The sequence below is a fragment of the Pseudaquabacterium inlustre genome (assembly GCF_038066595.1).
GTDB lineage: Bacteria > Pseudomonadota > Gammaproteobacteria > Burkholderiales > Burkholderiaceae_C > Pseudaquabacterium > Pseudaquabacterium inlustre.
The window spans coordinates 426,868-441,413 of the sequence record NZ_JBBUTH010000007.1 but is presented as its reverse complement, the minus strand read 5'-3'; the positions used below and the strand labels follow the sequence as shown (position 1 = coordinate 441,413).

Sequence of the window (14,546 nt, the reverse complement as noted above, 5' to 3'; positions counted from 1 at the left end):
GTTACCGTTGACACAGGTCGGGCCGCGACGGCCAATGGTCTTCCAGGCCGCCCAACCCGTCGGGCGGCCGATGTCACACCCGCCTTACCGAGGAGAGCCCCATGCGCCCAACCATGGCCAGTGCGCTGGCCGGTCTGTGTCTGACACTCGGCGCGCTGTACGCGCCAGTGCAGGCCGCCGATGCCAGCCCTGCGACGCCGGACGCCGGCACCGCCGCCGCCCCAGCCCCCGAACGGCAGCCTGCCCCCAAGGGCGGCAAGCCCGGTGCGCTGCGTGAGCACCTGACGCTGCTGAAGCAGGCGCTGCCGCCCAACGCGATCGAGGGCCCGGGCTCGGCCGGCGACGGCGGCTTCCTGCAGCGCGCCTACCCCGACACCGACATCCCGCTGGCGCGCATCGAGGCTGCGCGTACCGCGGCCAAGGCGGTGGGTGGGCGCAACTTCCCGTCCGGCAAGGGCCGTCCCGGCACCTTCGTGAGCGTGGGGCCGGCCGACGCGCTGTACCCGCGCACGCCGTTCCGCAGTTCGTCGAGCTATGTGCCCAACGACTACCTGGCCGCCGGCCGCACCGTGGCGCTGGCCATCGACCCGAACTGCGCCCCCGGACAATGCCGGCTGTGGGCCGCACCGGCCGGTGGCGGCATCTGGCGCACCAAGAACGCGCTGTCGGGACAGCCGAACTGGCAGTACCTGAGCGGGCCCTTCGGCATCAATGCCGTGGGCGCCATCACGCTCGACCCGAACGACCCCAGCGGCAACACGCTGTGGGTGGGCACCGGCGAGGCCAACTCCTGCGGCAGCGGCTGCATCGCCGGCGTGGGGCTGTACAAGAGTACCGACGGTGGTGACAGCTGGACCGGCCCGTACGGCAGTGCCGCCTTCAATGCCCGTGGCGTGGGTGCCATCGCCGTGAAGAAGGGCGACCCGTCGACGCTGTACGCGGCGTCGGTGCGGGCCGGGCGCGGCGTGTCGGCCGTGGGCACGGCCGGCGTGGTGACGCTGGTGCCGGGCGCGCCGCAATGGGGTCTGTACAAGAGCACCGATGGCGGCCAGACCTGGACCTTCCTGCACAACGGCGCGGCCACCGCCGCGGAGTGCACGGCGCTGACCCTGCTTGCGCAGGCCGGCAATGGCAGCACCTGCTCGCCGCGCGGCGTGCGCCAGGTGGAACTGGACCCGGTGGACCCCGACGTGGTGTACGCCTCGTCGTTCTCACGCGGCGTGTGGCGTTCGGCCGATGGCGGCGCCACCTGGGTGCAGATCAAGCCCTCGCTGAATGCTGGCAACGCGTCCACCCGGGCGATGCTGGCCGTCAACCGCCTGCCCAATGGCAGCACGCGGCTGTATGTGGCCGAGGGCAATGTGGGCTCGCCGTCGGCGCGGCTGTTCCGCACCGACGACGCCCGCGCCGCGGCGCCGGTCTTCAGCATGCTGACCAGCAGCAACCCGGCCGACCCGGGCTACGGCTCGTACAACTACTGCACCGGCCAGTGCTGGTACGACAACTTCGTGGTGTCGCCGGCCGGCCATCCCGACGTGGTCTACCTCGGTGGCTCGTACAGCTACGGTGAGACCGGCAACATCTCCAACGGCCGTGGCGTGGTGCTGTCCACCGACGGTGGCGTGTCGTTCACCGACATGACCATGGACGGCACCGATCCGGTCAACCCGAACGGCCTGCACCCGGACCAGCACGCGCTGGTGGTCCACCCCGCCAACCCGATGCAGTTCTTCGAGGCCGGCGACGGTGGCATCGTGCGCTCCAGCGGCCTGTTCAGCAACGTGTCGTCGTGGTGCGACAACCGTCCGCTGTCGGGTGACCGGCTGACGCGCTGCCGTCAGCTGCTGTCACGCGTGCCGGAGCGGCTGGAGAGCATGAACAAGGGCCTGCGCACGCTGCAGTTCCAGAGCCTGTCGGTCAGCCCGCACAACGTCAACCTGGTGCAGGGCGGCACGCAGGACAACGGCACCTGGCAGTCCAGCGGCAACCCGACGCGCTGGATCAACACCATGGTGGGTGACGGCGGTCAGTCGGGCTTCGACGTCGGCGAGCCGGCGTTCCGCTTCCACACCTACTTCGATGCGTCGCCCGACGTGAACTTCAGCCATGGCGACATGGCCGACTGGAACTGGATCGGCGATCCGATCTACGGCCATGCCAACACGCAGTTCTACGTGCCCATCATCTCCGACCCCAAGGTCAGCAAGACGATGTTCGCCGGCACCGGCCGCACCGTCTACCGCACCAAGACCTGGGGCATGGGAACGATGAGCCTGGCCGAGTTCCGCCGCCAGTGCAACGAGTGGACCGGCGTGTTCCAGGTGGTGTGCGGTGACTGGGTGCCGGTGGGCCCGGTCTGGCTGACCGCCGGCAATGCGAACGACCGCGCGGGCGGCGCGATGGCGGCCATCCGCCGCACCGCGTCCGACACCGGCACCGCCTGGGCGGCCACCACCACGGGCCGGCTGTTCCTGTCGCGCAATGTCGATGCCGAGCCGGCCAGCGCGGTGGCCTGGACGCGCCTGGACACCCTGTCCAGTGCCGATCCGAACCGCTTCGTCAGCGGCATCCATGTCGACCCGGCCAACCCGAACCGTGCCTGGGTGTCGTACAGCGGCTTCAGCGCCAGCACGCCGGCCACGCCGGGCCATGTGTTCGAGGTGGTCTACAACCCCGACGCCGGCACCGCCACCTGGACCGACCGCAGCTTCGACCTGGGCGACATCCCGATCACCGACGTGGCGCGCGACGACGTCACCGGCGATCTGTACGCGGCCAGCGACTTCGGCGTGTTCCGCCTGGCCGCCGGCACCAGCAGCTGGACCGTGGCGGCGCCGGGCATGCCCCATGTGGAGGTGGCCTCGCTGACCATCATCCCGTCGGCGCGCAAGATGTACGTGGCCACGCATGGCCTGGGCGCCTGGTTGCTGAACCTGCCCTGAACCTGCGGCTCAGGCCGCCGGGCGCTGGCGCCCGGCGGCCTCGGCCGGCAGCCACAGCACCGTGAACGCGGTGCACAGCGCCACGCCGGCCAGCAGCTGCAGCAGCGCGCTGAAGCCCAGGCCCTTGACCAGCGGGCCCAGCAGCCACACCGCCAGCGAGCTGATGCCCAGCGACACCGCCAGCCGCAGCCCGGCCACGCGCGAGCGCATCGCGTCGTCCACGTAGCGGGCGATCATCGCGTCGGTGAACGGGATCGCGCCGAAGATGAACACCATCATCGCCAGCATCGCGGCATAGGCCCACCAGCCCTCGGCCCGCGACAGCAGCAGCAGCGCCGGCACCTGCATCAGCACCACGCCCAGGTACAGCGGCTTGAGGGCCACGCGGTCGATCAGCCGCCCCACCACCACCTGGGCCAGCGAGGCCATCGCGTACACGCTGGCCAGCACCGCACCCAGCCGCGCGGGGTCGGTCATCAGGCCGTGGAAGCGCTCGGCCAGCAGCTGCGCGTTGCCGTTGGTGGTCAGGTTGAACAGGATGCCGCCGGTGGCCGAGGCCACGGTCATCACCGCCAGCGCGCGCAGCACCTGGGCGCGGCTGTAGGCCACGCCGGCACCCCCCTTGCGCCGTGCCGGGGCCTCGGCCTCGGGCGGCACGACGCGCAGGAACAGCGCGCCCAGCAGCAGGCACAGCACGCCCGGCACCGCGAAGGCTGCGCGCCAGCCCAGGGCCTGCATCAGCGCCCCGGTGACCGCGGCGGCCACTGCGATGCCCAGGTTGCCGGCCAGGCCGTTGACGCCGATGGTGGCGCCGGGCCGCGCCGCGCCCTGCAGCAGCATCGGGATGCCCACCGGGTGGTAGATCGACGCGAAGGCGCCGATCAGCGTCAGCGCCGCGGCCAGCTGCCAGGGCCCCTGGGCCAGCGCCGCCAGCAGGGCCGAGACGCCCATGCCGAAGAAGAACACGCCCATCATCGCGCGCCGGCCCCACAGGTCGCCCAGACGGCCGGCGGGCAGCGAGCCCAGGCCGAACATCGCGAAGGCACCCACGCCGTAGGGCATCAGGTCTTCCCAGCGGGCGAAGCCGAACTCGGCGGCGATGCTGCCCACGGCGGTGGCGAAGATCAGCAGGAACATGTGGTCCACCGCGTGGGCCACGTTCAGCAGCAGGATGGTCGGTCGGGCGTGCATGCGCCCGAGGTTAAGCCATCGGCCAGCGCCACCAGATGCAGGGCGGCCCGCAGCTCAGCGCTGAGGCATGTCCTTCGCGCCGTAGCCCAGGCTGACCGTGGCGTCCTCGGGGATCGGCGGCATCGACGCGTTCCAGGCCTCCCAGTCGGCGCGCATGGCGGCCAGGCGCTCGGGCTGGCGCGGACCCAGGTTGGCGCGCTCGCGGGCATCGGCCGGGATGTCGAACAGGTAGTCGTGGCCGTCCACGCGCAGGTACTTCCACCGGCCCTGGCGCAGCGCGCGCTGGCCGCGGTGGTTCATGCGCCAGTGCATCGGCCGCTCAAAACACGCGCTGGGGTCGGCCAGCACCGGGGCCAGGCTCACGCCGTCCAGCGGGCAGTCGTCGAGGGGCGCGGCGCCACCCAGGTCCAGCATCGTGGCCGTCCAGTCCATGGTCAGACAGTGCTGGTCGGTCACGCCGCCGGGGGCGATGCCGGCCGGCCAGTGGGCGATCCAGGGCACGCGGATGCCGCCTTCGGTGAGGTCCATCTTGCCGCCCACCAGCGGCCAGTTGTCGCTGAATCGCTCGCCGCCGTTGTCACTGGTGAAGACGATCAGCGTGTCGTCGAGCTGGCCAGTCTCGCGCAGCGCGTCGACGATCCAGCCGATGCCCTCGTCCATGTGGTGGATCATGCGCTGGTAGGTGTGGATGTTGCCGCCGTGCAGGTGGAACAGGTTGGCCTTGACGTCGTCGACGATGTGCGCGTCGTCACGCGTCTCCCACGGCCAGTGCGGTGCGGTGTAGTGCAGGCTCAGCAGGAACGGGGCCGCGCCGCCGCCGTTGTCGGGGCCGGCCATGCGGCGCACGTAATCGGCGGCGCGGCGGCTCAGCAGGTCGGTCAGGTAGCCCTCGTCGTGGCGCTCGGTCTCGCCTTCGAAGAGGTCGTGCGCGCCGGTGTTGCTGCAGTGGCTGAAGTAGTCCACGCCGCCCGACATCGGGCCGTAGAACGCCTCGTAGCCTGATTTCAGCGGGCTGAAGTGCGGCGGATAGCCCAGATGCCATTTGCCGATCAGCGCGGTGCGGTAGCCGGCAGCGCGCAAGCGCGAGGGCAGCGTGGGCAGCTCGGGCGGCAGGCCCAGCGTGGTGCTGCCCTTGCTGCGGCTGTTGATCGGCTCTTCGGCGGCGCCGCGCAGCCGGTACTGCCAGCGGCCGGTGATCATGGCGAAGCGCGTGGGCGAGCACACCGGCGAGTTGCTGTAGCCCTCGTTGAAGCGCAGGCCGTGGGCAGCCAGGCGGTCGAGCTCCGGCGACACGGGGCCGAACTTGGCGTCGCGGCCGCCGTAGCAGCCCAGGTCGGCAAAGCCGAGGTCGTCGGCGACGATGAAGATGAAATTGGGGCGGCGGGAGTTCAATTCGGGGCGGCGCTCGGTCATGGGGGCGTGATGGGGTCAGTCGAGCTTCATGTCGGTGGCCTTGACGATGCGCTGGTAGCGCGCGCTGGCCTCGGCCAGGCGCTTGCTGGCGGCGGCGCCGGTCAGGCCTTCCCAGCGCATGTCCAGCTGGGCCAGGCGTTGCTGGTTGTCAGGGCGCTGCAGCGCGGCGGTGATGGCCTGGGCCAGCTGGGCCACGATGGGCTCGGGCGTGGCGGCCGGCGCCATCACCACATACAGCACCTCCTGCTCCAGCTGCGGCAGGCCCAGTTCGGCCACCGTGGGCACCTCGGGCGCCAGGCTGCTGCGCTCGCGGCTCGTCACCGCCAGTGCGGCCACCTTGCCGCTCTTCACATGCGGCAGCATGCCGGGCGTGGCCAGCATGCCGGCGCCCACCTCGCCGGCCACCACGGCCTGCACGGCCGGGGTGTTGCCCTTGTACGGGATGTGGGTCACGCGGGCCTGTGCGGCATCGGTGAACTGCTCGGCCGCCAGGTGGCCGGGGCTGCCGTTGCCGCCCGAGCTGAAGCTCAGGCCCTTGGGCATCTTGCCCTCGGCGATCAGGTCCTTCAGCGTCTTGACCTGCGGCAGGGCCGAGGTGCTGGCGCCGATCAGCAGGCCCGAGGCAGCCATCACCAGCACCGGCTTCAGGTCGGCCGGCTTGAACGGCATGCTGCGGTAGACATGCGGGTTGACGGTGAAGGTGCTGTCGATGCCGAACAGCAGCGTGTAGCCGTCGGCTGGTGCCTTGGCCACCGCATCGGCGCCCAGGTTGCCGCCGGCCCCGGCGCGGTTGTCCACCACCACAGCCTGCTTCCACTGCGTCTGCAACACATCGGCCACGCTGCGCGCCAGGATGTCGGACGGGCCGGCCGGCGGAAAGTTGTTGACGAAGCGCAGCGGGCGGCTGGGGAAGGCGTCTTGTGCCAGCGCGATGGGGCTGGCCAGGGCCAGCGCGCTGGCGCCCAGGCCGGTGAGAACTTGGCGGCGATGCATGCGGGGGTCTCCAGGCGCGGTGTCAGTCCAGCTGCACGCCGGTGGTCTTGATCGGGCGCTCCCAGCGCGCCAGGTCGGCCTTCTGCGCGGCGGCCAGTTCCGTGCCGGTGGAGCCCACGGGCTGGTAGCCCAGCTTCTGCAGCTTCTCGCGCAGCGCGGGGCTGCGCACGGCGGCCTGCGTGGCCTTCTCGATCCTGCCCAGCACCTCGGGCGGCGTGCCGGCCGGCGCATACAGCGCAAACCAGGCGGTGATCTCCAGCGGCACGCCCTGCTCCTTCAGCGTGGGCACTTCGGGCACCTGCGGGTCGCGCTCGGGGCCGGTGACGGCGATGACCTTCACCTTGCCCTGGCGGTGCAGCTCGGCCGACTCGGACACCACGTCGATCTTGTAGCCCACATGGCCGCCCACCAGCGCGGTGTTGGCCGGTGCGCCGCCCTGGAAGGGCACGTGCAGGAAGGGCACGCCCATGGCCTGCTCGAGCATCACGCCCAGGAAGTGCGGCGCCGTGCCCTGCCCCGGCGTGCCGTAGGTGGCGGTGTCGGGCTTGGCCCTGGCCTTGGCCATCAGCTCGGCGATGGTGCCGGCGCCGGTGGCTGGCCCGGACACCACGCCGAAGTTGAAGCGCGCCAGCAGCGACACCGGCGCGAAGTCCTTGACCGGGTCGTAGTCCAGCTTCTTGAACACATGCGGAAAGATCACCATCGGCCCGCTGGGCACCAGCAGCAGGGTCTGGCCGTCGGGCTTGGCCGTGCGCACGGCGTTGATGGCGAGGCGGCCGGCGGCGCCGGGCTTGTTGTCGACCATCACCGTGCCCAGGCCGGTCTCGCGCAGCGTGTCGGCCAGCAGGCGGGCGATCACGTCGGCCGAGCCGCCGGGTGGAAAGCCCACCACGATGCGCGAGGTGCCGGTCTGGGCCGTGGCCAGTGGCGCAAAGCCGGCCAGCGGCAGGGCCAGGGCCACCAGCGCAAGGCTGGCACGCAGGGTCAGGCGTCGGGTGATGGTGGGCATGGCAGTGTGAAGTGGAAGCGGCAGACCGGCGCACTCTAGTCAGCCGACAATGGATTGACCAAGTCAATCATCCTGCGGGCTTACCCGATGGCCGACCCTGCGGCGCCCGATGGCGCCAGCCTTCCGTCCCGCGGCGCGGCCCTGCGCGCGCCGCAGCGGCTAGACGATCTGTTCCTCTACCGCCTGGCGCAGTTGCAGAACCTGGCGCGCCAGCCGGTGGTGCGCCTGTGCGAGCGCGAGGCCGGCATTACCCGGCGCGAGTGGCGCCTGCTGGCGCTGCTGGCCGAGCATCCCGGCATCGCGCCCTCGGCGCTGGCCGAGCGTGCCGGGCTGGACCGTGCGCGCACCTCGCGGGCCCTGGGCTCGCTGGCGGCCAAGGGCCTGCTGCTGCGCGCCGCGGCCCCGGCCGACCGCCGCGAGGCGCGGCTGAGCCTCACGCCCGCCGGCGAGGCGGCGTGCCAACGCCTGCTGCCGCGCATTGCCGCCGTCAACCAGGCCTTGCTGGCCGAACTGAGCGACGCCGAACTGGCGCAGGTGGACGCGCTGCTGCAGCGCCTGCACCGCCGCGCTGCGGCCTTGCGTGACGGCAACGACGGCACTGACCCCGGCTGATTGCCGCGCGCGCTGCGGGTCGGCTCCGTGCGGTCCCGTGCGCCTCTCAGTGTGGTGCCGGGGTGGTGTCGGCCAGTGGCGGCGCCACCGGCGTGCCTGGGGCGCCGGGCATCACCGGTGCGCGCCGCGCCATGGCGCTGGCCACCAGTGCGCTGGCCGTGGCCGCGGCGGGCGTGGTGCCGGGTTCCGCAGATGCCAACGCTGACGTTGGCGGGGCGGGTTCCACCGCGGTGACAGCGGCCCGCGGTGCCGGCGCGCCGTCCGTGGGCTCGTCCTCGCCCACCTGCCGGCCGCGGCCGGCCGCCTTGGCGCGGTACAGCCGAGCGTCGGCCTCGTGCAGCAGCTCGGCCACGCTGGCCTGGGCGCGCGGCAGCACGGCCACGCCGATGCTGGCGCCCACGTGCCGGGTCTGACCCGACAGCTCGAAGGGCCGGCCCACGGCGGCCAGCACCTTGTCGCCCACGCCGCGGGCGATCGCGCGGTCGCACACGCCGGTCAGCAGGATGGCGAACTCGTCACCGCCCAGGCGGCACACCAGGTCGGTGCTGCGCACGGCGCGCTGCAGGCGGCGGGCCACGCCCTGCAGCACCTGGTCGCCGGCGGCATGGCCCAGCGTGTCATTGATGGCCTTGAAGTGGTCGAGGTCGATGTACAGCAGGGCCAGTTCGTCGCCCGTGCCCTGCAGGCGCTGCTGCTGCACGCGCTGCTCGAAGCCGGCGCGGTTGAGCAGGCCGGTCAGCGGGTCGCGCTCGGCCAGGTGGGCCAGGCGCTCCTGCTCGCGGCGCTGCATCGTGATGTCCTGGCTGATGCCGACGAAGCCGTCGAACACGCCGTCCAGCTTGATCGGCAGGCAGCTCAGCGCCAGCCAGGTGGTGCCCTCGGGCGTGGGGTAGTCGAGCACGAACTCCACCGGCTCGCCGGCAAAGGCCTGCTTCATGAACGGGCGGCGGCGTGCCACCTCGTCGGCGCCCAGCACCTCGCCGGCGGTGCGGCCGATGATGTCGGCCGCCGGCCGCCCGGCGTAGCGCTCGAAGGCGCTGTTGACATAGCGGTAGCGGCCCTGCGAGTCGACGATCACCACGGTGGCCGGCAGGGCCTCGGTGATGGCGCTGAGGATCTGGTTCTGGCGCTGCGTCTGCTGGTGCGCGGCCTGGTCGGCCGACAGGTCGCGCAGCACCGCGGTGCAGCCCTGCCAGCGGCCGGCGCGGTCGCGCTGGGCCAGCACGGTCAGCGCGAAGGGCACATGGCGGCCCTCCAGGCGCAGCGTGGTCTCGCCGGCCCACACGCCGCGGATCAGCAGCGTGGGCCGGATCTGGCGCAGCCAGCGCCGCCACTCACCGGGTGCAGCCAGGCGCCGCAGGCGCGCGCCGGGCAGCAGCGCGGCGCGCAGGTGCAGGGCCGCGCGCTCGTTGCCGCCCACCACGCGGCCGTCGGCGTCCAGGTGCAGCACCAGGTCGGGGCTGTGGGCCAGCAGGTCGGCCAGGCCGCCGTCGCCGGCCACGGGCGGGGCCGGCGCCGCAGCGGGGCTGGGCGGGGCCATGGGCGGGGTTGGGGCCGGGGCGCTCTGGCGCCAGGCGGCGCGCGCGGCCCGCCAGGCCAGGCCGATGCGCTGGGCCAGGCTGGGCGGGGTGGCGGGGCCCGGTGGGGGCGGCGTGGGGGAATGCAGCGGCGGCATGGGCAGGGTCCGGTGGGCGGCGGCCGGCGGGCGCCGGCACGGTGGCGGCCCGAGGTGCTGCGTGACGGCCCGCCACGGCAAGATCGGCTGGCTCGGCGCGAACTTGAGTGCGCTGGCCTGCGATGATCGCCACCCGCGCCGCCGGGGCGCGCAGTTGCTGGAGTGGGCAAGGCATGTCGTCGTTCGCTTGGGGCCTGATCGGGCCGGGTCGCATCGCCCACAGATTCGCCGAGGTGGTGCAGCAGCGCCCCGGCATGCACCTGCATGCCGTGCAGGGCCGCGACGCGGGCCGCGCCCAGGCCTTTGCCGCGCAGTGGGCGCGGGCCGGCCGGCCGGTGCCGCAGGTGGCGGCCGATGTGGCCGCGCTGCTGGCCGATCCGGCGGTCGACGGCGTCTACATCGCCACGCCGCATGCCCAGCATGCCCAGGCCATCGAGGCCTGTCTGCAGGCCGGCAAGGCGGTGCTGTGCGAGAAGCCGCTGGTGGCCACCCTGCCCCAGGCGCAGCGCGTGGTGGCGCTGGCGCGCGAGCGCGGCGTGTTCCTGATGGAAGCGCTGTGGACGCGCTTCCTGCCCGCGGTGGCCGCCGCGCGCGCCTGGCTGGATGCCGGCGAGATCGGTGCCGTGCAGCATGTGCAGAGCAGCTTCTGCTTCGCCGCACCCTATGAGCCCGACAGCCGCATCTGGAACCCGGCGCTGGCCGGCGGCGCGCTGCTGGACCTGGGCGTCTACAACCTGGCCATGAGCCGCTGGGCGCTCGAGCCGGCGCCCGGCCGCTGCCCGCCGCTGGCGCGCCTGCATGTGGACGGCGCGCTGGCGCCGACCGGGGTTGACCGCCGCGTGGCCGGCAGCCTGGTGTTCGACGGGGGTGCGGTGGCGCAGTTCGTCTGCGCGGTGGACGGCCAGGGCGAGAACGCGCTGTCCATCCAGGGTGAACGGGGCTGCATCCGCCTGGCCGAGCCCTTCTGGGGCGCCACCCAGGCCACGCTGCAGCGCCACGGCCAGCCGCCGGTGCTGCTGCAGCGCCCGCACGAGATCAACGGTTTCGAGGGCGAGATCGACGAGGCCGTGCGCTGCGTGCGCGCAGGCCTGCCGGAGAGCCCGACCATGCCGCTGGACGAAACCCTGGCGCTGGCCGGCTGGATGCAGGAGATCCGCCGCCGGCTGGGCGTGCGCTACCCGTTCGACTGAACGGCCGCGCGACGCCGCCGAGCGGCCGGCTTCTTGGCGGCGGATGGCGCCGGCAGCACGCTGCGCAGCAGGGCCTCGCAGGCCATCTGCGTCATGCGGCGCGGCACCGGGTAGTTGGTGTCGGCCTCCCAGCAGGCGGCGCGGGCCAGCGCGGGGATGTCCTCCTCACGCAGCGCCGCCAGCGTGCGCGGGATGCCCAGCGCGTCGTTGAGCGCCTGCACGCCGTCGATGAAGCGCAGCGCCAGTGCGGCGTTGGCGTAATGGCCGTCGTCGATGCCGTCGTCCAGGCCCACGGCGCGCGCCAGGGCCGCCAGCGGCGCAGCCGCCTCGGCCTGGCAGAAGCGCAGCACGGCCGGCAGCATGATGGCGTTGGCCAGGCCATGCGGCGTGTGGTAGCGGCCGCCCAGCTGGTGCGCGATGGCATGCACATTGCCCACGTTGGCGCGGGTGAAGGCCAGGCCGGCCCAGGTGCTGGCCAGCGCCATCTGCTCGCGCGCCTGCAGGTGGGCGCCGTCGGCATGGGCCCGCTTCAGCCAGCGCCAGATGAGCGCCACGGCGGCGCGGGCATGGCGGTCGGTGTGCGGCGTGGCCCACTGGCTGATGGTGGCCTCGATGGCGTGGGTGAGCGCGTCGATGCCGGTGGCCGCCGTCACCTCGGCCGGCAGGCCCAGCATCAGCGTGGGGTCGAGCGCGGCCATCTCGGGCACGATGCGGGTGTCGGCCACCACCATCTTGCGGCCGGGCACGCTGTCGCTGCCGGGGTCGGAGATGACGGCGGCCACCGTCACCTCGCTGCCGGTGCCGGCGGTGGTGGGCACGGCGTAGATCGGCGCCGGGCCGTGGCGGCCCTTGAAATAGCCCACCAGCTCGGCCGGTGCCTTGCCATTGGCGGCGGCCAGCGCGATGACCTTGGCCGCGTCCATCGCCGAGCCGCCGCCCACGGCCACCACGCCGTCACAGCCGGCGGCGGTGTAGCGCGCCACGCCGGCTTCCACCAGCGGAATCGGTGCATCGGGCGTCACCGCGTCGAACACCTCCACCGCCACGCCGGCGGCGGCCAGTGCGTCGGTCAGCGGCCGGGCCAGGCCCAGCTTGGTGATGATCGCGTCGGTCACCAGCAGCAGCCTGCGGTGCCCGAAATCGGCAATCGCCTGGCCCAGCCGGGCCGACGAGCCGGCACCCACCAGCAGCACCGGCTGCGGAATCGGCAGCCGCTTGGTCACCACACCGGCGGCGCGCTTCAACCGGGGCAGGCCAACACTGCGGGCCATGTCGCTGATCAATTCGGGAATCATCCGGCGGCTCCATCATCTTGACTTTGGCCAGTTTGCCGAAGGAAGAGCATGAAGAACGTGATCGGCATCAGTCTCGGTGCGCGTCGCCAGGATTTCGAGCTGCGCACCCGGTTTCTGGGCGAGGACCTGCACGTGCAGCGCGTGGGCACCGACGGCAGCCTGGCGCAAGCCACCAAGCTGCTGAAGTACTGGGACCGCCATGCCCAGGCCATCGGCCTGGGGCTGGTGAAGGACAGCGCCCGCATCGGCGCCCAGCGCGAGATCGACGCCGACTTCGCCCGACTGGCCGGCGTGGCCCACCGCGTGCCGGTGACCAACGGCGCGCGGCTGTCCGAGATCTTCCTGGAGTGGGCGCTGCGCCATGCGCAGACCTCGCTGGGCCACTACTTCGACAACGCCAACGTGCTGTTCTTCTCGGGCCTGGCCAACTACCGCCTGGCGATGGCCATGCAGGAGTACACCGAGAACCTGCTGTTCGCCGACCCGCTGATGCAGCTGGGCGTGCCCAAGCTGCTGACCTCGCTGGACGCGCTGGGCCTGTACGCCAGCGGCGCGCATTACGTGAGCGACTGGACCCCGCCGCGCATGATGAGCGGCCCGCTGCTGCGGCAGTGGACGCAGTTCGTGCTGCGCAAGGCGATGGCCCGCGCCACCGTGGTGGTGGCGCCGGTGCACGAGCTCGACGGCTTCGGCCTGGAAGAGCTGGCCGGCAAGACGATCATCACCACCACGGTGAACGACGAACGCCTGGCGCGCTTCAAGGACTGCGGGGTGCTCCTGGTGATCGATGGCGCGCCGCTGTGCGAGGGCCAGGTGCTCGACCCCGCGCTGCTGGATGCCATGGTGCTGGCCGCCACCGGCAAGGCGGCCGACGACATCGCCGACGACGATTACCTCGGCATCCTCACCAGCCAGGGCCTGCAGCCGCGGCTGCTGTACCCCAACGGCTTCAAGCGGGTGAACCGCTTCGCCTTCGTGATCCACCCGCTGTCGCAGGAGTACTTCAAGAAGGTCAAGCCGATCGAGCTGCTGAGCCGCGTGTCGCCGCCGCTGCTGATGGACTCGCTGGAAAAGGTGATGGCCTATGCGCCGCCTTTCGTCTACAGCAAGGTCGAGGGCATCCGCAGCCCCACCGGGGTGGAATGCGAGGGCTGGCTGATCAGCGTGGGCGGCACGCCGCGCGAGATCATGAACCACCGGCCCGAGTTCACCTACCGGCGCCTGCTGGCCGCGGCCGACATGGCCAAGAAGCTGGGCGCGCAGATCATGGGCCTGGGCGCCTTCACCAAGGTGGTGGGCGATGCCGGCGTCACGGTGGCGCGCCGTGCGCCGCTGCCCATCACCACCGGCAACAGCTATTCGGCCAGCGGCGCGCTGTGGGCCGCGCACGATGCGCTGCTGCGCATGAACCTGCTGCCCAAGCCCAAACCCGGCAGCAAGGAACGGGTGAAGTTCAAGGCCATGATCGTCGGCGCCACCGGGGCCATCGGCTCGGCCTGCGCGCGGCTGATGGTGCGCGCCGCCGAAGAAGTGACGCTGGTGTCGCCCGAGACGGCCAAGCTGCTGGCGCTGAAGGAATCCATCCTGCGCGAGACGCCCGACGCCAAGGTGGTGCTGTCGGCCCAGGCCGACACGCACATCGGCGAGATGGACATGATCGTCACCGCCACCTCGGGCGCCGGCAAGAAGGTGCTCGACATCCTGAAGGTCAAGCCCGGCTGCGTGATCACCGATGTGGCGCGCCCGCTCGATCTGCCGCCGGCCGAGGTGGCTAAGCGCCCCGACGTGCTGGTGATCGAGAGCGGCGAGATCCAGCTGCCCGGCGAGGTGCAGATGAAGAACATCGGACTGCCCAGGGGCGTGGCCTATGCCTGCCTGGCCGAGACCATCGTGCTGGCGCTGGAGGGCAAGTTCGAGAACTTCACGGTGGGCCGCCAGATCGAGTGGGAGAAGGTGCGCGAGATCTACCAGCTGGGCCTGAAGCACGGCATGAAGCTGGCGGCGATCTCGGGCGTCAACGGCGTGTTCTCGGACGAGGACATCGCCCGCGTGCGCGCGCTGGCGCTGGCCGCCCGGGCGAAGGCGCAGCGCGCCGGCCGTGCGCGCCGCTCGGCGCTTGTCAAGCCCGCCAGCCCGGCCGGCAGCGCCCGGACAACGCGGGCAGCGCCCGCTTCTTCGGCCGATCGACCCGCCGCGCGCCGCCGCATCATCGCGGCCAACGACTGA

At 72.3% G+C, this 14,546-nt stretch carries 10 protein-coding genes; 4 read left to right on the top strand and 6 right to left on the bottom strand.

Features of this window, described 5'->3' with window-relative positions; all coding sequences use genetic code 11:
- The first annotated feature begins 101 nt into the window (after positions 1-101).
- Positions 102-2,942: a WD40/YVTN/BNR-like repeat-containing protein gene (locus AACH10_RS13525; RefSeq protein WP_341410954.1), complete on the top strand. Its 2,841-nt coding sequence runs from the start codon at positions 102-104 to the stop codon at positions 2,940-2,942.
- Between the two features lie 9 nt (positions 2,943-2,951).
- Here AACH10_RS13525 and AACH10_RS13520 read toward each other — a convergent pair whose 3' ends face one another.
- From AACH10_RS13520 to AACH10_RS13505, 4 genes are read right to left on the bottom strand one after another with little or no spacing between them, the layout of a single operon-like run.
- Entirely contained in the window at positions 2,952-4,133 is a 1,182-nt protein-coding gene (locus AACH10_RS13520) for an MFS transporter (RefSeq protein WP_341410953.1), read from the bottom strand.
- 54 nt (positions 4,134-4,187) lie between these two features.
- Positions 4,188-5,546 carry a sulfatase family protein gene (locus AACH10_RS13515; RefSeq protein WP_341410951.1) on the bottom strand — a complete coding sequence of 453 codons (1,359 nt, stop codon included), beginning with the start codon at positions 5,544-5,546 and terminating at the stop codon, positions 4,188-4,190.
- 15 nt (positions 5,547-5,561) lie between these two features.
- The gene (locus AACH10_RS13510) at positions 5,562-6,539 is read right to left on the bottom strand and encodes a Bug family tripartite tricarboxylate transporter substrate binding protein (RefSeq protein ID WP_341410950.1); all 978 of its coding nucleotides are present in this window, start codon (positions 6,537-6,539) and stop codon (positions 5,562-5,564) included.
- 22 nt (positions 6,540-6,561) lie between these two features.
- The gene (locus AACH10_RS13505; protein WP_341410949.1) at positions 6,562-7,548 is read right to left on the bottom strand and encodes a Bug family tripartite tricarboxylate transporter substrate binding protein; all 987 of its coding nucleotides are present in this window, start codon (positions 7,546-7,548) and stop codon (positions 6,562-6,564) included.
- Between the two features lie 87 nt (positions 7,549-7,635).
- On the opposite strand from AACH10_RS13505, the gene AACH10_RS13500 reads away from it, so the two are divergent.
- Positions 7,636-8,160, top strand: a complete 525-nt coding sequence (locus tag AACH10_RS13500) for a MarR family winged helix-turn-helix transcriptional regulator (protein WP_341410948.1) — start codon at positions 7,636-7,638, stop codon at positions 8,158-8,160.
- 46 nt (positions 8,161-8,206) lie between these two features.
- On the opposite strand, the gene AACH10_RS13495 is transcribed toward AACH10_RS13500, so the two are convergent.
- Complete coding sequence (locus AACH10_RS13495) at positions 8,207-9,835, bottom strand: diguanylate cyclase domain-containing protein (RefSeq protein WP_341410947.1); 1,629 nt, start codon at positions 9,833-9,835, stop codon at positions 8,207-8,209.
- A 173-nt stretch (positions 9,836-10,008) separates the two neighbouring features.
- On the opposite strand from AACH10_RS13495, the gene AACH10_RS13490 reads away from it, so the two are divergent.
- On the top strand, positions 10,009-11,025 hold the full coding sequence (locus tag AACH10_RS13490; protein WP_341410946.1) for a Gfo/Idh/MocA family protein: 1,017 nt from the start codon (positions 10,009-10,011) through the stop codon (positions 11,023-11,025).
- On the opposite strand, the gene AACH10_RS13485 is transcribed toward AACH10_RS13490, so the two are convergent.
- Positions 11,010-12,320 carry an iron-containing alcohol dehydrogenase gene (locus tag AACH10_RS13485; protein ID WP_341410945.1) on the bottom strand — a complete coding sequence of 437 codons (1,311 nt, stop codon included), beginning with the start codon at positions 12,318-12,320 and terminating at the stop codon, positions 11,010-11,012. The genes AACH10_RS13490 and AACH10_RS13485 overlap by 16 nt on opposite strands.
- Before the next feature lie 48 nt (positions 12,321-12,368).
- On the opposite strand from AACH10_RS13485, the gene AACH10_RS13480 reads away from it, so the two are divergent.
- On the top strand, positions 12,369-14,546 hold the full coding sequence (locus tag AACH10_RS13480; protein WP_341410944.1) for a dehydrogenase: 2,178 nt from the start codon (positions 12,369-12,371) through the stop codon (positions 14,544-14,546).